This window comes from Candidatus Enterococcus murrayae (assembly GCF_017315985.1).
Lineage (GTDB): Bacteria > Bacillota > Bacilli > Lactobacillales > Enterococcaceae > Enterococcus_A > Enterococcus_A murrayae.
Window position 1 is genome coordinate 123,060 of record NZ_JAFLVR010000012.1, and the last position, 19,687, is coordinate 142,746.

Here is a 19,687-nt window from a genome sequence, read left to right on the forward strand (position 1 = left end):
GAAGGCACCTCTTTCTTTTTATTAGACAAAGGAAATTTCATCATGCAGCTTTTTTTTCAGCGTTTAATAGGGATATTCCCAATTATTGGCTGCGTAATCCTCTAGTGTTTTCAGTACACCATCGCTATTGTTTGATGGAATGATTTTATCAGCGAGTTGTTGGATACTAGGATCAGCATTTCCCGGAACAAAGGATCTGCCAGCATACGTCAACATTTCTTCATCATTCCAATCATTTCCAAAAGCAATCATTTGAGAAGGGCGGATAGCGTATTTTTTTCCTAACCTTTCTAAACCTGTCGCTTTATTTATGTCAGGCGAAAGGATATCCAAAGTCCCATGTCCAGCTGCTTTAACACAAATATTCCCGCCAAAATTCTTTTCGATCACTTTTGTCATATAGCCTTTACTGTCACTAGGAAGCAAACAGGTGATTTTAAAAAATTGATCCTTTGGCAGCTGTTTGATGTTCTCGATGACTTTTAAATTAACAAAAAACCGTTTTGCTAAAGAGAGAACTTTTTCGTTTTTAGAATCTGTATAGGCAAAGCGTTTTCCAGAAAGCAAGATCTCGATCCTGGGTATTCGTTTAAGTAAGGCTAAGATCTGAGCGATTTTGGATGTGGGGATCGAACTAGCGACCAGCTCCTCCTTTTCTGCTAAAACATGCGCGCCATTTTCCGCTATGATTGAAATGTGGTCATTGAATGAAAAATGCGAGCGGAGTTTCGAGTGCTGGTTCCCACTTGCGGCAACAAATTTGACGCCATTCTCCTCCATTTTTTCAAAGATTTTACGAAAGCGCGCGTTATCGTAGGTCAGATCGTCTCTTAAAAAGGTGCCATCCATATCTGCGGCAATAAGTTTGATCATTTTGTTTCCTCCATTCATGAGTTTATTCGCTATAGGAGTTATTTTTTTGATTGTTCCAATAGACGACAAACGTATAGTAAAATGATATAAAATAGTTATAAGCTATCCCTTAAAGGGAAGGTCAAGGAGGATGAGATGGATCATAAGGATTTGTTAACAATTGGAAAGCTGGCTGAACTCTCAGGGGTTCATGTCAAAGCGTTGAGATACTATGATCGTATCGGAATACTGCCGCCAGCTTGGGTGAATGAAGAGAATGGGTACCGCTATTATTCTCAAGAACATATCTATTTAGTTGAAATCATCAAGCTTTGTGCAGAAATAAGTATTCCGTTAAAGGACTTAAAGGAGTACCTATCCGAAGATGGATCGATCGAAAATATCTCCGAGCTTGCGGACGTCGGTATTGAGATGTTGAAAAAAAGAGTGAAGGAATTTCAGGAAGGTTTAGGCTTTCTGGAGGAGTTGAAAAAGGAGATTCAGCGTTCGTCAGATATGAAAGAAAATAATCAGGCTACGCTGATTGAATTTGATGCCACTGATTATTGGTTAGAGCCATTCGATGGTCGAATAGATGACATTGCTTATCATACTTTATTGGCAAAGGTATTTAAGAAGTTAGAAAAGTTGGACCTACAAACCAAATACGAGATGGGTACCGCTCTTATATATGAAGAGGGCACGTATCGTTCTTATATTTTTATCGCACTAGAGGAAAAGGAAAAAAATTCAACATTTGATTCTGTCATTCGTGTGCCAGCGACTTCTTATTTAGCAAAAATAACCGCTGAGACAAGGTTAACTTCAGCAAATGAGGTTTTCCCAGAGCTCTTTAAAAAAGAACATCCCAAAATCATATTCGAGCTGGAACTAATAACTGTTCAAATGAATCGAAGCCTGCCGAGATACGAAATGAGATGTTCATTGCCCGCAAAATAAAAAAAGTTCTTATGACGTTTTTAGTGGAAAACGCTATAAAAACTTTTTTTGTATTTTATAGGTTATATCTGATTTGAGATTATGAGCTTGCTGGATTAAAAGCTAGTTCAATTGCTTCTATCCTATTTGTTAAAGTGAATAATTGATAAAAGAGAAGGGCGGCGAAAACGTGTCGCCCTGGGTATTTTTGCGATTAGAATAGAATCGTCTCGGTAGTTTCTACTAGCATAGCTGTCTCCACCGTATCAAAGAGATCTTCTCCTTCTTTAGAGAATAGCTTCAATGGACCGATTCGTTCCAATAGACCTTTGATTTGCGCGGGTGTCTTGCTCGTATCTGGATTAGCGAAGCTCCATGTTTGTTTCTTTCCTGCACTGCTTCTAAAAATGGCAACTAGTTTTAACATATCATTTCCTCCGATTTCTTTTTTATGATGTTAGTTGGTGTAACGAGTTTGGCTGGTTAGGACAACACCATCAAGCTCGCTGCCGTCAGGTGATAGAAGAGTCATGATTTCGCCTAACTCTAAGATGGCGCTTTCTTCTGGAGCGTCCACGACATTTTGAAAGTTGATGTTTTGCAACTTTTCCTCATTTGGCGCATTGACCTGTACTTTTAATTTGTTTCCAATTCGTTGAATCATTTTCATTCCTCCATGTTGATTTTTTATAGTTCCGGCCGGTGAGGTAAGAATACCGCAAAACGAAAAAAACGCCTCCTGCCAATTTCGTGAAAAGTGGGTCAATTTCGGAGGAACGATACTTATTCATTTAACAGAAACGTTGATTTAATAGGATTTATAATAATTCTCACTCGCCAAAACCTCCGTAAAAGGCCCTTAAATCCAGTTATACGAGCTTGACAAAATTATTTGTTTGTGAAAAGGCTTTATTTGTGTTTGAGAAGCTGGTAAATCAGTGTTTGTAGACAAAAAGACGCGTCTGTAAAAAACACAGACGAGTCAAAAATTTATTCATAAAAGGCTTACATTATTGTGATAGGCATGCAGTCACAGATCGGAAAGACCACTGACACACATCAAAATTTTTGAGAGGAATTATTCTTGAGGGCTTCTCATTTTCACTTCAGCCGCTAACTGCGTCAGCTTTTCGCTATCTAGAATTAGATAGTGTTTTTTTTCTTTTATGATGTAGCCTTTTTCTACAAAATGTGCGAACACGTAAAGCAGGTGTCGATAGGAGACACCTAGGTATTCAGCGACCTGAGTGTGTTTTTCGCGATAGATGCCTTCGTTTTGTGTCAATAAAATGAAGGAAGCTAAACGCTGCGAAAGAGGATAGCCTTGATTTTTTGTTGATGCTTTAATGTTTCGATAGTTTTTATGAGCAAAGTAAATACATAATTTTTGTAAAAAAAGTGTGTCGGACAGCAGCCGCTTTTGACAATCCTTTTGTGCCAAGGCGAGGCACCAGCAATCATCGATCGCCTGTACACTAAAAGCTGTTTGATTTTCATCTACCAATTCCATCTCGCCGATAAAGCAGGGCGGTGAAAAGAAATCGATCAGTGCCAATTTACCATTAGCCAAAGTGTCATACAGCTTGGCTTTACCTTTGACTAAATAAAACAAATGCGTTGGCGGTTGATTTTCTTTGACGATATAGCTGTTGGCTGGAAAGAAAAATAGTTGAGTATCTAAGCTGACATCAAAGGAAAATTGATTCAAAAAGCCCGAAGAGCGGATAAATTGCTGCTTTAATTGCTCATTGTGCAATTTCTTCATTTTTCTGTCTCCTTGTATGAGATTTCTCATATTTGTGATAGGAAGGAACTCGCTATAATGCAAATAAATAAAGGAAATAAATTTGTAGGAGGCGTTAAAATGGAAAAGCGAAAAATTATTCTCGACTGTGATCCAGGGCACGATGATGCGATTACAATGTTGATGGCGGCAGTCCATCCGAAAATTGATCTATTAGGAATTACTATTGTAGCAGGAAATCAAACGTTGGACAAGACGGTGGTAAATGGGTTGAATGTCTGCCAATTATTGGATATCGATGCGAAGGTCTATGCGGGGATGCCAAAACCACTAGTACGAGAACAAGTAGTGGCAGACAATGTTCATGGTGAATCTGGTTTAGACGGACCAGTCTTTGGCCCGCTTCATCGTCAGGTAGAAAAAACACATGCGATTAAATACATCATTGATACTCTGTTGGAAAGCGATGGGGATATTACGCTGGTGCCAGTTGGTCCACTAACCAATATCGCGGTTGCTATGCGGACAGAGCCAAGGATCGTTCCTAAGATCAAGGAAATTGTTTTGATGGGTGGCGCTTATGGAACAGGCAATTTCACACCTTCAGCTGAGTTCAATATTTTTGCCGATCCAGAGGCGGCACAAGTCGTCTTTACCTCTGGTGCTCCGATTGTCATGATGGGATTGGATTTGACGAATCAAACACTTTGTACGATGGAGGTTATTGAACGGATGGAAGCAGTTGGAAATGCTGCTGGTAAATTATTCGGAGATATTATGCGGTTTACACTGAAAAGCCAATTCGAGTGCTTTGGGTTGGAGGCAGGCCCTGTACACGATGCGACATGCGTGGCCTATCTGATTCATCCAGAAGCCTTTGAAACACAAGACATGTTTGTAGAAATCGATACGAATCAAGGACCTTGCTACGGGCGAACGGTCTGTGATGAGTTGAATGTCTTGAAGCAAGTACCAAATGCGAAGGTTGGTAAAAAGATCGATACCGATTATTTCTGGGATTTGGTAGAGGAATGTATCAAGAAGTATTCAGACGTATATGTTGGTGCAAAATAACGAACTATGAGAGAAGCAATTGAATAAAATCAATGAATTGTTTCTCTTCTATATTATGTAAGCGGTTTATTTAGGAGGGTTTGAAAATGAAAGTTGTAGTAGTTGGGAGCATTAATTTAGATCTGGTTGTTCAAGCAGATCGCTTTCCGAAAGTTGGCGAAACAATGTTTGGGACAGACAGTAAGATGCTGCCCGGAGGAAAAGGTGCCAATCAAGCTGTTGCGGCAGCGCGACTGGGTGCAGAGGTTACCATGGTCGGGTGTGTCGGAAACGATGCTTATGGCGAGATTGTATTGAAAAATTTTCAAGAGAATCAGGTTGATGTTTCTTGTGTAAAAAAAGTGGCAGAGCCTACCGGAGTGGCTTATATCACGATCGCGGAAAACGATAATTCAATCATTCTGGTACAAGGAGCCAATGCCTGTGTGGATCGTTCGCTGATCGATGACTCTAAAGCCCAGATTTTAGCAGCGGACATCGTCATTACTCAATGTGAGATTCCACTGGATACAATTGAATATTTGATTGATCTGTGTGCTGAAAATGACGTATGCCTGGTACTGAATCCAGCACCAGCGCCGGAGATTGATCGAGCACACTTAGTCAAGGCGACTTTTTTAACCCCGAATGAAATTGAGATCAATCAGCTTTTTGAGCAGGAGGCAGAGTTGGTATTACAAAAGTATCCGAATCAAATCATTATGACTTATGGCGCAAATGGGGTTCGCTATCATGATGGAGAAAAAATCGTAGAGATTTCCAGCTATCAAGTTCCAGTAGTGGATACGACAGGTGCTGGTGATACTTTTAATGCAGCATTTGCAGTGGCTTTTGGACAGAAACAGGATCTGGCAGCGGCCATCGACTTTGCGAACCTAGCAGCTAGTAAGACAGTTCAAGGATTAGGAGCACAAAGCGCGATGCCGAGAATCGAAGAGCTGGTTTAGCAAGGAGAAGCTTTGAGATATCGATTCTGCTTTTTGCAGCTATCGGTCAAAGAAATCCTATGTTTTAGACAATTGATAGATGTGATGAGCATCTAACTTATTTTTCTTTTTGAAAAACAATACATGAAAACGAACTAGGAGGAATACAAAATGAAAAAAACAAAATTATTTTCTTTGGGTCTTGTGGCAATGGCGGCGTTAGTGGCGTTTAGTGGTTGTGGTGGTGGAAACAAAAGTGGTTCTTCTGATAAAGGAAGCTCAGATCATAGTGTCGTGATGGTGACCGATGTCAGCGGAGTAGATGATAAATCCTTCAATCAATCGGCATGGGAAGGTCTGCAAAAATGGGGGAAGGAAAATAAATTCAAACGAGGAATCGGCGGCTATGACTATATTCAATCCAATGAGATCGCTCAATTTGCATCGAACATCGATACTGCCGTGTCGAATAATTTCAAGACGGTGTTTGGGATTGGGTATTTACTGGCGGATTCGATTGAAGCGGCAGCCGGACAAAACCCGGACACCAATTTCGTCATTATCGATACTGTAATTGAGGGCAAGGATAACGTGGTATCTGCGACCTTCCGTGACAATGAAGTGGGTTATATTGCGGGTGTCTCTGCCGGCTACACGACTAAAACCAACAAAGTCGGCTTCATCGGCGGCGAAGAAGGTAAGGTAATTGATCGTTATGAAGCAGGGTTTGTTAAAGGAGTCAAAGATACAGCGAAGAAGCTGAACAAGGAAATCTCGGTAGATGTGAAATATGCAGCATCCTTTGGTGATCCGGCAAAAGGGAAGGCCTTAGCAGCGAATATTTATCAAAACGGTGCGGATATCATTTATCAAGCAGCTGGCGGAACTGGCGCCGGTGTTTTCTCAGAAGCAAAGGCCTTGAATTCAGAAAAAAATGAAGCAGATAAAGTTTGGGTATTAGGCGTGGATCGCGATCAACAGGACGAAGGTGAGTACAAATCAAAAGATGGGAAAGAAAGCAATTTCTGTCTTGCTTCAACGATTAAATCTGTTGGTGTGGTGGTTCAAGATATCTCTACTCGTGCATTAGAAGATAAGTTCCCTGGCGGCAAACACCTGTCCTTTGGCTTGAAGGATGGCGGTGTAGAAATGACCGATGGCTATCTAAGCGATGAAGCAAAAGCGGCAGTGAAGGAAGCGAAGGAGCAAGTGATTTCTGGCGATATCAAGGTTCCTGAAACACCTGAGGATTAGTAACAGAAAGGTCCCCTCTGAATTGTTCAGAGGGGATCACTAGAAGGAAAGAAAGGATGCGAATCAACGTGACAGAAGAACAGTATGTCATCGAAATGCGGCATATCACAAAGCAATTCGGCGATTTCAAAGCCAATGACGATATCAATCTGCAAATTCGCAAGGGTGAAATCCATGCGCTCTTAGGAGAAAATGGCGCTGGTAAATCGACCTTGATGAATGTATTGTCGGGGTTATTGCAGCCAACCTCAGGTGAGATTTATATGAATGGACAGGCAGTCAGCATCGCCAGTCCAACCAAAGCAAATCAGCTTGGAATCGGAATGGTCCACCAGCATTTTATGTTAGTTGATGCTTTTACAGTGACTGAAAATATTATTTTAGGCAGTGAGTTAAGTACAAATGGCGTGTTGGATCAGAAAAAAGCCAAGGAAGAGATTACTCGATTATCTAATAACTATGGTTTGCAGGTCGATCCAGATGCGTATGTTCGGGATATTTCGGTCGGAATGCAGCAACGGGTAGAAATCTTGAAAACCTTGTATCGCGGTGCGAATGTGTTGATCTTCGATGAGCCGACAGCAGTTTTGACGCCGCAGGAAATCGATGAACTGATCACGATCATGGCAACATTAGTTGACGAGGGCAAGTCAATCATTTTGATTACTCATAAGCTGGATGAGATCAAAAAAGTCGCTGACCGTTGTTCAGTTATTCGCCGAGGCCGTTATATTGGAACGGTTGATGTAAAAGATGTGAGTTCTCAGGAATTGGCAGATATGATGGTAGGACGCTCGGTTTCTTTCAAGACGGACAAACAGCCGCCGACGATCGGTGAGATCGTTCTTTCTATTGAAGATTTAGTAGTAAAGGAAAGCCGTGGGCTGGATGCGGTGAAAAACTTGAGTTTAACTGTTCATCGTGGCGAGGTCTTAGGAATCGCCGGTATTGATGGGAATGGTCAATCAGAGTTGATTCAGGCATTGACGGGTTTGCGAAAAGTGGAAAGCGGCACGATCATGATTGATGGAAAAGATGTGACTGGCAACAAGCCGCGGGAGATCACTGAGAATGGGGTTGGACATGTACCAGAGGATCGCCATAAGTATGGCTTGGTTTTACCTATGCCATTATCGGAAAATATTGCTCTGCAATCTTATTATCATGAACCTTTTAGTAAAAATGGTATTTTGAATTTCGCGGAGATCCAGCAATACGCTAGTCGCTTGATTGAAGAATACGATGTTCGAACGACTAGTGAACAGGCGCCAGCAGCATCATTATCTGGAGGAAATCAGCAAAAAGCGATTATTGCTCGAGAAGTGGACCGAGATCCAGAGCTTCTGATTGTGGCGCAGCCGACGCGAGGCTTAGATGTCGGTGCTATTGAATATATTCATAAACGTTTGATAGAACAGCGGGATAAAAGTAAAGGAGTTCTGTTGGTCAGCTTTGAGTTGGATGAAATTTTGAATGTTTCGGACCGTATAGCGGTGATTCATGCAGGAGAGATTGTCGGAATCGTTGATCCGCAGGAAACAACGGAAAGAGAGCTGGGCTTGCTGATGGCGGGATATAGCTTAGAAGATGCCAGAAAAGAGTTAGTAAAGGTGGGTGGAACAAATGAATGATCGTTCTGGACAACTCAGCAATGCGCTGGTGCCGATTATCTCGGTCGTTTTAGGATTTATTTTGGGAGGATTGCTGATGCTTGCGACCGGATATAATCCGCTCTTAGGGTACCAGGCGATGTTCCGTTCAGCCTTTCAAAGCAGTATCTCTATTGGTGAGATCTTAGTTGGTGCCGGACCGCTAATTTTTACTGCATTAGGTTTCTCAGTGGCTAATTCAGCAGGATTTTTCAACGTCGGTCTATCGGGACAAGCGTTATGCGGCTGGGTAGCGAGTATTTGGGTAGCGTTGAGTATGCCTGATTCACCAAAAGCAGTGGTAGTACCTTTGGCGATTCTTGCAGGAGCAGCAGCTGGTGCTTTGGCAGCGGCAATCCCTGGCTTGCTGAGGGCTTATTTTGGGACTAGTGAGGTCATCGTCACGATTATGATGAATTATGTTTTGTTGTATTTTGCCAATCACATAGTCAATAATGTCATGGCACCAACGATCATTTCCAATAAAGGTGTTACTAAAATCGTGGGAACGAATGGGTTACTACGAGAAGAGTGGCTGACAAATCTGTTTGGCGGGTCACGAGTCAATATGGGGTTTGTTCTTGCCTTGATCTTCTTAGTTCTGGTTTGGTTTCTGATGAAACGGACGACCTTGGGATTTGAGATTCGCTCAGTTGGAATCAATCCTTTTGCCTCTGAATATGCTGGTATGAGCAGTAGACGCACGATCGTGATCTCTATGCTGATATCTGGGCTGTTAGCTGGATTAGGCGGAGTGGTTCAAGGACTAGGAACATTTGGCAATTATTTTGTTCAAGGTTCCTCGATCAGTATCGGCTTTGATGGTATGGCTGTTTCCTTATTAGGAAATGGCGGTTCGGTCGGGATTCTTTTATCAGCACTGCTTTTCAGTATCTTGAAGCTCGGCGGACAGGGAATGCAGTTTGCTGGTGTTCCAAGTGAACTGGCAAATAGTGTGATTCCGCTGATCATCTTCTTTGTCGGAATCAATTATGTAGTTGGACGGGCGTTAGACAAAGCTGGAGAGCACAAGAAGGAGAAGAAAAAGCGAGAAGTAAGAACAGTTCAGTCGTTAAATCATAAACAGGAAGGAGCTGATTTGGAATGAACATCCAGTTAATTGGTTCATTGATCTCTCAAACCCTCGTTTATGCAGCACCTTTGATTTTAACGGCATTAGGCGGTGTCTTTTCTGAACGTAGCGGAATCGTAAATGTCGGATTAGAGGGAATCATGGTAGTTGGTGCATTTAGTTCGGTTATTTTCAATTTAAGCTTCGCAGATCAATTTGGTATGATGACGCCTTGGCTGGGAGTCCTCGTTGGTGGAATTGCCGGGTTAGTGTTCTCCTTAATCCATGCGGCAGCCACGATCAATTTCCGTGCAGACCACGTTATCAGTGGGACGGTCATGAACCTATTGGCCCCGCCATTGACGATCTTTTTGATTAAAGTGATGTATGGCAAGGGACAAACCGATACGATTCAGCAGCAATTTGGCTATTATGATTTCCCTGGTCTAAGCAAGCTTCCGATTCTGGGCGACCTGCTTTTCAAGCGTACTAGTTTGCCAGCCTTTTTTGCGATCGCTGTTGCAGTTGCAGCATGGTTCGTCATTTATAAAACCAAATTTGGTCTGCGATTACGTTCAGTCGGAGAGAATCCGCAAGCAGCAGATACTTTAGGGATCAATGTCTATGCGATGCGTTATGCGGGCGTGCTGATTTCTGGATTTCTTGGCGGTATGGGCGGAGCAGTGTTTGCTCAGTCAATTGCCGGGCGTTTTGCCATCACTACAATCGCCGGACAAGGATTTATCTCTTTAGCAGCAATGATCTTTGGTAAATGGAATCCACTCGGTGCAATGGGAGCCGCGGTTTTCTTTGGCTTCGCGCAGAATCTCAGTATTGCCGGATCTAACTTGCCGGTCATTTCGCAGATTCCTGATGTGTATCTGCAATCTGCGCCATACGTACTAACGATTCTCGTGTTAGTTGTCTTCTTAGGAAAAGCTACAGGGCCAAAAGCAGGCGGAGTAAACTATATAAAATCGAAATAGTTAGAAATACGAAAAGAAACTAATTCCTAGCGATTGGTTTCTTTTTTTATAAAAAAATTTTGAACGATTCAAAAGGAAAATTAGGTGCGAATACATCTAAACCTAAGCCATTTTATCGATTGATGGATTCTTGGATTTTTCTTAATATTAAGGAATAAACATTACCGTTTAGGGTCGTTACTTTGCCGTTCAAGGTATCGAATAACTTTATTTGTGATTTTAGATTCTATTTTATAGCAGAATGTGATATTTTCAATAAAGAAACCGATAATAATTATAAAGTACTTCTGTTCGCTTAGCATTCAAATAAGAAACTAATTTTTAATGCATCATTTAGAAGTCAAATAGAGGACACGCATTATCTGAATGAAAGAGAATATTTGAAGAGGAAATTAGAGAATTGAGCAGAGTTAGCTTTGCCAGAGATTCATTAGTAGGAGGTAAATGATTGAGCAAGAAGACTGGACTACTACCAATTTTTTTAGTAACTATCATAGTACTCACAGTTATTACTTTTTGGTACTTTTTAGTAACCAAAAAGGAGATTGCTAAGAACGAATTTATAAATAGTGAAATCAAAGAAATTGTATTCGGAGAAATCTATACTTTTCAAGAAAAGGGATCAATGCCAGAGTACATAAAATTTCTTGATGAGGAAAATTATGTTGCAATACCAGGAACGAACGCTCCAGAAGACAGTTTTGGTGATGGGGAAACTTACGATATTATTTTTATCGAGGGAAAATATTCATATAGTAATGGAAAATTTTATCTAGGCAAGTCAGTTAAAGATACGATGTTATCTTTCTACGATGAGAAAGGGTTAAATTCAAATAGATATGTTGGAATATATAAATCTGCCAAACCAAGTACGATTGATTTTGAAACAGGCAGCATTGAGAAAAAAGAGAAACAATGGGTTTATCGCCGTAATTCAAGTAATGGGAACGTCGAATATCCATTAGAACGATCAAAAAACGACATTCCGAATTCTATGGATGAATTCTTGAAGAAGTATAAGAAGGTAGATGAAGTTAGTTCTTCAAGGGAGTAATGTAAGCAAAGACTGGGATTTTTTTTACCAGAAAAATATCCAATAGTAGCAGCATAGAAGAATTTTGAAAATCGGATTATGAACGGTGAATCATATATTTATGCGAATAAGGATGGAACAAGAGCATAGGAGATTAGAGAGTGATCTGCTAAAGGGAGAGGATTATCAATAAAAAGGTAGACAATAAAGATTCTTGGAACTGAACTTCCATTGCTTTCATATTAAATTGATAGAAATATGTCTCAATCAATTTAAGTGTAGATGATAGCTATGAAAAAATGGGCTTTGGAGAGATCAATATAACTCCTCAAAGCTCAAAAAGGAGTACCAATGACTAATTTTGCGAAAAAAACAGAAATGGAGAAATAGTTTTGAAAAAAAGATACATTGAAACGTTATTGTTGATTATATTATTATGTGGCTTATTTCTGTCTAACTATTCAAAATACTCAGGTTTATGGAGTTTAAGAAGAAATCACAATGAAATCTATCACCTCTCAAAAAGAGGGTACCTTAAAATCATTGCAGTTGAAGAACTTGATGCAAGCGGTATGAGTATAGAGGTAGATGAAGTAACAGAGATACCATTAAATCGTTTTCATTATTTTCAAGGTAACCTTGAAACCTATAATCAGCTAGGGGATAGTTACAATTGGTTAGGCGATAAAGAAAAAATCTACATTAATTATTGTGATGAATGGGATACCCTTACTTTTTCTCAAAAAAATAAGGGAGACAAGTTGTTCGGCACTTATGAAATGTTGGGGGATGATGGTAGTTATGGAAAGTATATCGTAGAAATAAAATGATATATATATCCCCGTCGGCAGTCTGTGAGTATAAGTGAAACAATATGCTTCTATCTGATTGATCTAACGGTAGGAATCATCAAATAGTCAGATAAAATTACCCTCTCGACTCTATTAAAAAGGAGAATAAATATGACTAAAGTTTTTGAAGATTATTTTACAGACTTACAAGCGGATATGGTCTCGATTTGTTTAGAGTATGTTGAAAACGATGGTGAAGTAATATACATATACTGCTCTTATGAAAGAAAGGTTTATTCGGTAGGATATTTTTATAAGATAAATGGGAAATTAAAGGAAAGGCATAAAGTGAATGAAGAATTGTCTAATCTTGATGTATCAATTCATCGACAACAGACCGTTTTGCAGATATTGATGGATGATTTAAAACAAATAGAGGATGTTTGTAAGCAATTTGGTCGACCAATGCCTACAGAAATGAAACTAATATATGATATTAAAAATAACAGCTATAATGCAAGTTACCAATATGAGTTAGTTTATTCTGAAGAGGGTGAGAAAACAGCTGATGATATCGAAGAAGAATGGTTTGAAGAAGTAATGAAACAGAACAACCAAAAGTAGTGTACAATTTTTTAGTAAATTTCTATTCTAGTAATATGAATATTTTGGCAGAACTAACTAAAAAGATATTTCCTTTAGTCGTGATACGCATTCAGCTGTATTTATTCTATCTAGTTTGGCGTAGCCAATTCAGATTATTGATAAAATAGAACAGAGGGATTTAGGTAAAGGAGATTTTTGTGATGAGTATTGAAAAGTACGATAAGGCGAAAAGAATAATACAAGAAAATGATTATTTAGTTGATGATTTTGGTGGGGCTCAAAAAAATAGTATAGAAAAAGCACAAAAAATCCTAGGAGTAGAGTTTCCAGAAGACTACAAACTTTTTTTAGCAGATTTTGGAGCACTGACATTTGGTTCGATAGAAATATATGGAGTATGTAAAGAAGACTTTGCAGACTCTGGAATTCCGGACACTGTTTGGGCGACCTTAAATGAAAGAGAATTGATACAGATGCCTAAACAACTTATTATTTTATATAATTCCGGCATGGGTGAATTATATTGTATGAATTTCAACGAGCTTAATAAAGAAAATGAACCTCAAATAACTTCATACTATCCAGGATTTTCTGAAGAAGCTCAAAGGAATGAAATTTTATACGATAATTTCGGGAGCTTTCTTTTAGATATGGTAATGGAAGAAATAGGTTAAGTGGAGTAATAAATTATTATAAGGTCCAGTCATCTGAGTCGTTAATGAAATTTGCCTATAACTTGTTTTGCAGATACAGATAGCTTGATAATCAAGAGTTTAGTCTTGGCCAGTATCAATTAAAAAAACAGTATCTTTTCTTGGCTTTAGAAGGAGTAATTTATGAAAATATACTTATTGAGAGCGTCGTAGAGGTAGGCTACCATGTTCCAATTACAGTGTTATTTCAAGAAAATGATGATAGGTATAAACTGGGAGAAATTTATTACTACAGGTTTGCTAATGAGCAAGAATCATTTTATTGAAGTCAAAATTAATTCTATTACACAAAAAATGCTAGAAGTGCCCTACTTATCTATTAACGATATTGAAGAATCTATTTTATCTATTGAAGATTGTGAAGAAAAAAATCCAATGATTCAAATGGATATTTTTGATGGAAACTCAATAGCAACTGAAGACTCTAAATTTAAAATATTACGAGAATATAAAAAATTATTTTTCAAACTAGACAAAGAGAAACTACATACTACTGTGAAGATATCCAAGCATTTATTATTCTTTCTAAATATGGATCATAAAATCATCGGCATGGAGTTTGCTTGTTTATCAGAAGAGGAATGGTCAAAAATTAATAAGAGTATAGTCTCATTATCTGTATTTTAGTCTGTCAACTAGGTGCTCACTACCTGAAGTTAAGATGTGATAATTTATTTTAAGTTTTTTTTCACCTTGCAAATTTTTTTTATTGGATATGTGGTCTTGAATAAGCAAGTTTGTCATAATCTGATATTTTCTTTTGTTATTGGCCTATTATGAGGCTGTTATCAAATTTTAAATTAGATCATGGTCGCTGGCAACCATAATCATGTTGGATGACGGCATGTTTTAAATTTAGTTGTATGAGTAAATGAATTTCGGTTATGATACGAATGAGGTGATTTCGTGCTAACTTATCGACAGGTATTAATTTTATCCTATATTTTAAGTATGAAAGAGGGCGTCTTACTAGCGACGTTAGCTCAAACTTTAGAGGTATCTGATAAGACTGTAAAAAATGAAGTTGCAGCAATCAATCAGCTGTTGCCGAAGGAAGAACAAATTCAGTACATAGGAAAAAAAGGCTACTTTATTGAAAAGGCTGGCAGGACAATCGATAAAATTATGGATGAATCTTTTCAAGAAAATCACGAGGAGTACGTGGACAGGGATAGAACGAACCGTATTTTAATGATTTTACTATTTGAAAAGGATTATATTAGCATGGAAGCGCTAGGTCGAAAGTTGTTTTTGTCTAAGTCCATGCTGAATAAGCTAATGGATGTTTCCTGGAGATTGCGGAATTATATTGAAGTTTCTCCTACAAAGGGTTTGCGTTTACCATGGTCTGAAAGTAAAAAGAGAAATTTTTTGGCTAAATCTTTTATTATCAGCCCAGCAACACTGGCACTCGTTCAGCAAGACTCAGAGGCTCTTTCGGCTATGGATACTTTGTATCAAATTTTACAAAAAGCCGTGCTAGCCCATCATTATACAGTTGCTGGAGATGCTTTTACCGCATTTCATCGGTATATGTCAGTAACGATGATTCGTACGCAGCAGGGCTTTCTTTTAGAAGAAGAGGTTGCAAAAGTACCACTCTCAAATTTAATGATGGAGGTAAATCAACAGATTCAATCAGAGTTGCAGGTAATTTTGAGCGAAAAGGATCTGTGGAGCTGCCAAAAGAAGTTAAATGAGTTGAATGTGCTGCATTCTATAAAAAAAGATGGCTTTACTGAATACATGGAGGTCCTGAAGGATAATCTGGATTTGTTTAGCAAAGAAATAAAAAAGGATTTCAACATTACTATTGAGATGTCTGAATCACTGCGGGAAAACTTTTTACTGCATATGTACAAGCTGAAAATTAGAAATGACAATGGCACAGATGTTCCGAACTTTAATAAGCGAACGATTAATGAGCATTATCCATTCTCAGCCCAAGTTATAAGAGACTATTTTCTTCCGATTTTTAAGCTCGACATTAGAGAATCGGAAGTATCCTATATTATTCTTTATTTTGCAAAATTTTTAGAACCTTCAATGCCAAAGCAGGAACTTTTGCTTATTAGTGATAGTGCTCCCAGCTTGATTTATGATGCACAGAGGAAATTAATGCAGCGACTTGAAGGGTGCTCTGTAACAATCATTCCCCAATATAAATATTTAGCAGCTATGGAAGAGTACAATGCTCGTTTTCTAGCGATTCTTACCACGGAAGTTCCAGTTATTGTAAAAAATCATCGAGCGCTGTTAATTGATAAGTTCCTAGTTCAGGAGGATTATGGACTCATTGAGCTTTACCTGCAAGGATGTCTGCATAGCAATGAGAAAATCAGACTAGAAGAAAATTATCAGCGTTTTGTTTCCGAAGATGATGTAATTAAGGGAGCTTATAAGTCAGTGACGGAGCTTTTTCCTGAAGAACAGCTTGGCGGCTTTAAACGCTATGACTTGGTTTTAGAAAAAAATATTGGTTACTTTGCTTCTTTTTCAAAGGGGAAGAGCCAAATAAGAATTAAAAAGCTGCAAACACCCATTTTGTACAAGGATCATTTTTTAGAAGCGGTGATTGTAGCTGAATATAATCCAGAGACAAATAATCTAGCGGGCTTTTTCCAAGTGATTCATCCCTTACTTCAAACATCCACTTAAGCAAGGAATATAAGGAGTTGATCGGCTTCTAGTATAACCATTCACTTTTTTTCCATTTTTTTTGGAAAAAGACTGAATGGTTTTTTTTATGCGGCTTTTTATAATAAGAAGTAACAATAGAACAGATGGAGAGAGGAGTAGAAAGATGTATCATAAACGAATTTCTAAGTTCCCTGAGGATTTTTTGTTTGCCGCAGCGACCTCAGCGTTTCAAGTAGAAGGAGGGATTGACTGTGGTGGCAGAGGGGTAGCGGTTCATGATTTACAGCCGAAGAAACCAGGGATTACTGATTTCTCTGTAGCCAGCGATCATTACCATCACTATAAAGAAGATATTGCTTTGATGAAAGAATTGGGATTAAAAGCCTATCGTCTATCTATCTCGTGGGTTCGTATTATGCCGGATGGAGAAAGCGTCAACCCAGAGGGAGTGGCTTTTTATGATCGTCTGTTACAAGAGGTTGTTGATAACGGAATGGAGCCGATTGTGACAATATATCATTTTGAATACCCGCAAGCATTAGTAGAAAAATATGGTGGCTGGTTGGACCGAAAAGCCATTGATGATTTTGAACGGTTTGCGACAGTACTTTTTGAAAACTATGGAGATCGTGTGAAGCACTGGCTGACTATTAATGAACAGGATCATTTACTAAAAATTAGTGGACGTCTTGGTTTTCCTGAAGCATTGACAGGTCAGGATTATTTAAAAGCAGCTGAGCAGGCAAATTATCACATGTGTACAGCAACGGCTCGCGTAATTAAAAAATGTCATGAGCTTTTACCAACCGCTAAAATTGGTCCTGTGATTAATCCCATGCCGGCACTGGCTGGCAGCAACAAACCAGAGGATACAATTGCGGCGATGGAATTTAATGAACTTTCAACGTACTATATCACCGAACTACATTGTCGTGGGGAGTATTCACCTCTTCACTGGAAATACATGGAGGATCGTGACATCCTTCCTGAGATTCGTGAGGAAGACATGCAGCTGATGAAAGAAAATACGCCGGATTTCTTGGCGATGAACTATTATTTAAATCAAACGGTTGCCAAAAGTCAGAAGAAAGAATTTGGCTATCATGACAAAGCCGTCTTCATCAATGAAGAGCCGGGTATTTATAAAATTGTAGAAAATGAGCATGTTCCACAAACGGACTGGGGTTGGAACATTTGTCCTGAAGGGCTTAAAATCGCGATTATGGATTTCTACCATCGCTATCGTCTGCCAATTCTGATTACCGAAAATGGGTTAGGAGCTTACGATAAGCTGGAGAATGGAGAAATCAATGACGATTATCGTATTGAATATCTGCAGAATCATTTAACACAAATCAAAGATTGTATCGGAATGGGGTATCCGGTTTTCGGTTATTGCGCGTGGTCCTTTATGGATTTGGTTAGTGGACGTGAGGGTATGGATAAACGCTATGGGTTTGTTTACGTTAATCGAAATAATGAAGAGCTGCTGGATATGAAGCGCATCAAAAAGAAGAGTTTTTATTGGTATCAAAATATGATTAAGGAAAGAGGGGAATCGCTATGACCAATCAAGAAATTGCCAAGGAGATTTTGTCGTTTGTTGGAGGAAAAGAGAATATTACGAATGTTACCCACTGTGCGACAAGACTACGTTTAAACGTAAAAGATGAAGCAGCGGTAAAAATGGATCGCTTGAATGATATTCCTGATGTAATCAAAGCACAATTCAGCAGTGGCCAACTGCAAGTTATTCTTGGTGGAAAGGTAACAGGTGTCTACAGTGCATTTACGGCATTGGTTCCAAGTGGTGATGAGGAACAAGTTGAGGAGAAGAAGAAGTTTTCTTTCGGCTCGTTGATTGAAACCATCGCAGGCATTTTTAGTCCGACATTACCTATTTTAATTGGTTGCGGGATGATTCAATCCGTGAATGCTCTGTTGGTCAACTTTCAACTAATTTCACCAGAATCTGGTGCGTATGCGTTGCTGCAAATGACTGGTGATTTAATCTTTTATTTCTTGCCATTCTTCCTGGCCATTAGTGCAGCAAGAAAGTTCAAGACAAACGAATATATGGCAGTTGCTTTGGCTGCGGCTTACATGTATCCGACCATTCAAAATGGTGCGTTGACTGCAGCAGAAACAGGGATCAAGGCATTAGATTTCTTTGGCTTGCCGCTATTGTTCGTTAATTATAAGGCAACCGTTTTTCCAATTATTTTTGCAGTCTGGATTATGAGCTATATTTATAAATGGATCAATAAGTTGATTCCGGATGCTTTTAAGATTCTAGCAGTTCCGATGCTTACCTTATTTATCATGGTTCCCTTACAACTAGGTATTTTAGGACCGATCGGCTCGTACACGGGGATCTATATCGCTCAAGGTGTTAACTGGTTATATAATACAGGGGGAATTATTGGCGCCTTCCTTCTGGGGGCTTTAAGACCCGTTCTGGTAATGTTTGGTATGCATTATGCCATTACTCCAATTATGGTTCAAGAAGTTGCTGAAACAGGAAAAACAGTAATTATTCCTGCGTTACTGGTTGGAAATTTAGCACAATCAGGTGCGGCTTTTGCGGTGGCTGTCAAATTGAGAAACAAAGCTCAGAAGGCCGGTGCGTTTTCAGCTGCCTTCACAGCCTTTTTAGGAATTACCGAACCGGCAATGTATGGCTACAATTTAAAATATAAAAAGCCATTTTACGCAGCCTTACTTTCCGCTGGGGTGGCAGCTGCTTACTTAAGTATTTTCCATGCATCCAGTAATGCAGTCGCTTTACCGGGAATTCTGGCATTATCCACGTATAAAGCAAGTAGTTTTATTCATATTATTATTGGAGTAGTGATTGCGGTAGTAGGCGCATTCTGTTTAACCTTTGTATTAGGAATTGGCGAACAAAAGGAAGAAAAAACAGGAGCAGGTACCACAAATTCAGCCGATTTAACTTCAAGCATGACAGTTCAAGAAATGGTGTCACCGGTTAAAGGGGAGCAAATTGAGTTGGCTCAGGTACAGGATGAAGTCTTTTCTAAGGAACTAATGGGAAAAGGGTTTGCAGTATTGCCAAGTGAAGGGAAAATCTATGCTCCTTTTGACGGAGAAGTAACCATGCTTTTTGATACCCTGCATGCCATTGGTTTAACCTCAACGCAGGGGGCAGAAGTTTTAATTCATGTAGGCATGGATACCGTCAATTTGAAGGGACAGCATTTTACTCCTAAAGTAAACGTAGGAGATCAGGTGAAGGCTGGAGATCTATTGTTGGAGTTTGATCTTGATAAAATCAAAGAAGCAGGATATTTAACAGATACTCCTGTTGTTGTTACTAATGGTATGCCCTATACAGTAGTCTAGATTGAAGCAATCGTAAAAGAATTCTTTACTTGTTGAAAGATAAGT

19 protein-coding genes are annotated in these 19,687 nt (G+C 39.2%); 15 read left to right on the forward strand and 4 right to left on the reverse strand.

Features of this window, described 5'->3' with window-relative positions:
• Positions 1–63: 63 nt before the first annotated feature.
• Positions 64–873, reverse strand: a complete 810-nt coding sequence (locus JZO85_RS06240) for a Cof-type HAD-IIB family hydrolase (protein ID WP_207107642.1) — start codon at positions 871–873, stop codon at positions 64–66.
• A 135-nt stretch (positions 874–1,008) separates the two neighbouring features.
• Here JZO85_RS06240 and JZO85_RS06245 point away from each other — a divergent pair, with 135 nt between their 5' ends.
• Positions 1,009–1,812 (forward strand): MerR family transcriptional regulator, encoded by an 804-nt coding sequence (locus JZO85_RS06245; RefSeq protein ID WP_207107643.1) that lies wholly within the window; start codon positions 1,009–1,011, stop codon positions 1,810–1,812.
• 193 nt (positions 1,813–2,005) lie between these two features.
• Here JZO85_RS06245 and JZO85_RS06250 read toward each other — a convergent pair whose 3' ends face one another.
• From JZO85_RS06250 to yeiL, 3 genes are all read right to left on the reverse strand, one after another.
• Positions 2,006–2,218, reverse strand: coding sequence for a DUF2922 family protein (locus JZO85_RS06250; RefSeq protein WP_207107644.1), 213 nt, complete (start codon positions 2,216–2,218; stop codon positions 2,006–2,008).
• A 30-nt stretch (positions 2,219–2,248) separates the two neighbouring features.
• Positions 2,249–2,455, reverse strand: a complete 207-nt coding sequence (locus JZO85_RS06255) for a hypothetical protein (protein ID WP_207107645.1) — start codon at positions 2,453–2,455, stop codon at positions 2,249–2,251.
• Positions 2,456–2,869: 414 nt separating this feature from the next.
• Positions 2,870–3,556 carry a transcriptional regulator YeiL gene (gene yeiL / locus JZO85_RS06260; protein ID WP_207107646.1) on the reverse strand — a complete coding sequence of 229 codons (687 nt, stop codon included), beginning with the start codon at positions 3,554–3,556 and terminating at the stop codon, positions 2,870–2,872.
• Positions 3,557–3,655: 99 nt separating this feature from the next.
• On the opposite strand from yeiL, the gene rihB reads away from it, so the two are divergent.
• The 14 genes from rihB to JZO85_RS06330 all read left to right on the forward strand — a co-directional run bounded on the left by rihB (position 3,656) and on the right by JZO85_RS06330 (position 19,642).
• Positions 3,656–4,609 (forward strand): ribosylpyrimidine nucleosidase, encoded by a 954-nt coding sequence (gene rihB / locus JZO85_RS06265; protein ID WP_207107647.1) that lies wholly within the window; start codon positions 3,656–3,658, stop codon positions 4,607–4,609.
• Positions 4,610–4,695: 86 nt separating this feature from the next.
• A complete protein-coding gene (gene rbsK, locus JZO85_RS06270) occupies positions 4,696–5,556 on the forward strand; it encodes a ribokinase (RefSeq protein ID WP_207107648.1) in 861 nt (286 codons plus the stop codon).
• Positions 5,557–5,706: 150 nt separating this feature from the next.
• Positions 5,707–6,789 carry a BMP family lipoprotein gene (locus tag JZO85_RS06275; RefSeq protein ID WP_207107649.1) on the forward strand — a complete coding sequence of 361 codons (1,083 nt, stop codon included), beginning with the start codon at positions 5,707–5,709 and terminating at the stop codon, positions 6,787–6,789.
• Positions 6,790–6,845: 56 nt separating this feature from the next.
• Complete coding sequence (locus JZO85_RS06280) at positions 6,846–8,420, forward strand: ABC transporter ATP-binding protein (RefSeq protein WP_242550239.1); 1,575 nt, start codon at positions 6,846–6,848, stop codon at positions 8,418–8,420.
• The gene (locus JZO85_RS06285) at positions 8,413–9,546 is read left to right on the forward strand and encodes an ABC transporter permease (RefSeq protein WP_207107650.1); all 1,134 of its coding nucleotides are present in this window, start codon (positions 8,413–8,415) and stop codon (positions 9,544–9,546) included. The genes JZO85_RS06280 and JZO85_RS06285 overlap by 8 nt, the downstream gene beginning before the upstream one ends.
• Positions 9,543–10,496, forward strand: a complete 954-nt coding sequence (locus JZO85_RS06290; protein WP_207107651.1) for an ABC transporter permease — start codon at positions 9,543–9,545, stop codon at positions 10,494–10,496. Before JZO85_RS06285 ends, JZO85_RS06290 begins: the two co-directional genes overlap by 4 nt.
• 448 nt (positions 10,497–10,944) lie before the next feature.
• Positions 10,945–11,550, forward strand: a complete 606-nt coding sequence (locus tag JZO85_RS06295) for a hypothetical protein (RefSeq protein ID WP_207107652.1) — start codon at positions 10,945–10,947, stop codon at positions 11,548–11,550.
• A gap of 371 nt (positions 11,551–11,921) precedes the next feature.
• Positions 11,922–12,359 (forward strand): hypothetical protein, encoded by a 438-nt coding sequence (locus JZO85_RS06300; protein WP_207107653.1) that lies wholly within the window; start codon positions 11,922–11,924, stop codon positions 12,357–12,359.
• 132 nt (positions 12,360–12,491) lie between these two features.
• Positions 12,492–12,944, forward strand: coding sequence for a hypothetical protein (locus JZO85_RS06305; RefSeq protein ID WP_207107654.1), 453 nt, complete (start codon positions 12,492–12,494; stop codon positions 12,942–12,944).
• A gap of 182 nt (positions 12,945–13,126) precedes the next feature.
• The gene (locus JZO85_RS06310; RefSeq protein ID WP_242550240.1) at positions 13,127–13,600 is read left to right on the forward strand and encodes an SMI1/KNR4 family protein; all 474 of its coding nucleotides are present in this window, start codon (positions 13,127–13,129) and stop codon (positions 13,598–13,600) included.
• 204 nt (positions 13,601–13,804) lie between these two features.
• Positions 13,805–14,266 (forward strand): hypothetical protein, encoded by a 462-nt coding sequence (locus JZO85_RS06315; RefSeq protein ID WP_242550241.1) that lies wholly within the window; start codon positions 13,805–13,807, stop codon positions 14,264–14,266.
• A gap of 279 nt (positions 14,267–14,545) precedes the next feature.
• The gene (locus JZO85_RS23425) at positions 14,546–16,297 is read left to right on the forward strand and encodes a PRD domain-containing protein (RefSeq protein ID WP_207107655.1); all 1,752 of its coding nucleotides are present in this window, start codon (positions 14,546–14,548) and stop codon (positions 16,295–16,297) included.
• Positions 16,298–16,442: 145 nt separating this feature from the next.
• Positions 16,443–17,846, forward strand: a complete 1,404-nt coding sequence (locus JZO85_RS06325) for a glycoside hydrolase family 1 protein (protein ID WP_207107656.1) — start codon at positions 16,443–16,445, stop codon at positions 17,844–17,846.
• Complete coding sequence (locus tag JZO85_RS06330; RefSeq protein WP_207107657.1) at positions 17,843–19,642, forward strand: beta-glucoside-specific PTS transporter subunit IIABC; 1,800 nt, start codon at positions 17,843–17,845, stop codon at positions 19,640–19,642. The genes JZO85_RS06325 and JZO85_RS06330 overlap by 4 nt, the downstream gene beginning before the upstream one ends.
• Positions 19,643–19,687 lie beyond the last annotated feature (45 nt).

Coding starts and splice junctions, on each gene's coding strand:
- JZO85_RS06280 (WP_242550239.1), top strand. CDS start 6,846: ATGCGAATCAACGTGACAGAAGAACAGTATGTCATCGAAATGCGGCAT.
- JZO85_RS06325 (WP_207107656.1), top strand. CDS start 16,443: ATGTATCATAAACGAATTTCTAAGTTCCCTGAGGATTTTTTGTTTGCC.
- JZO85_RS06315 (WP_242550241.1), top strand. CDS start 13,805: ATGTTCCAATTACAGTGTTATTTCAAGAAAATGATGATAGGTATAAAC.
- JZO85_RS06255 (WP_207107645.1), bottom strand. CDS start 2,455: ATGATTCAACGAATTGGAAACAAATTAAAAGTACAGGTCAATGCGCCA.
- JZO85_RS06240 (WP_207107642.1), bottom strand. CDS start 873: ATGATCAAACTTATTGCCGCAGATATGGATGGCACCTTTTTAAGAGAC.
- rihB (WP_207107647.1), top strand. CDS start 3,656: ATGGAAAAGCGAAAAATTATTCTCGACTGTGATCCAGGGCACGATGAT.
- JZO85_RS06310 (WP_242550240.1), top strand. CDS start 13,127: ATGAGTATTGAAAAGTACGATAAGGCGAAAAGAATAATACAAGAAAAT.
- JZO85_RS06330 (WP_207107657.1), top strand. CDS start 17,843: ATGACCAATCAAGAAATTGCCAAGGAGATTTTGTCGTTTGTTGGAGGA.
- JZO85_RS06285 (WP_207107650.1), top strand. CDS start 8,413: ATGAATGATCGTTCTGGACAACTCAGCAATGCGCTGGTGCCGATTATC.
- JZO85_RS06275 (WP_207107649.1), top strand. CDS start 5,707: ATGAAAAAAACAAAATTATTTTCTTTGGGTCTTGTGGCAATGGCGGCG.
- JZO85_RS06245 (WP_207107643.1), top strand. CDS start 1,009: ATGGATCATAAGGATTTGTTAACAATTGGAAAGCTGGCTGAACTCTCA.
- rbsK (WP_207107648.1), top strand. CDS start 4,696: ATGAAAGTTGTAGTAGTTGGGAGCATTAATTTAGATCTGGTTGTTCAA.
- JZO85_RS06290 (WP_207107651.1), top strand. CDS start 9,543: ATGAACATCCAGTTAATTGGTTCATTGATCTCTCAAACCCTCGTTTAT.
- JZO85_RS06250 (WP_207107644.1), bottom strand. CDS start 2,218: ATGTTAAAACTAGTTGCCATTTTTAGAAGCAGTGCAGGAAAGAAACAA.
- JZO85_RS06305 (WP_207107654.1), top strand. CDS start 12,492: ATGACTAAAGTTTTTGAAGATTATTTTACAGACTTACAAGCGGATATG.
- yeiL (WP_207107646.1), bottom strand. CDS start 3,556: ATGAAGAAATTGCACAATGAGCAATTAAAGCAGCAATTTATCCGCTCT.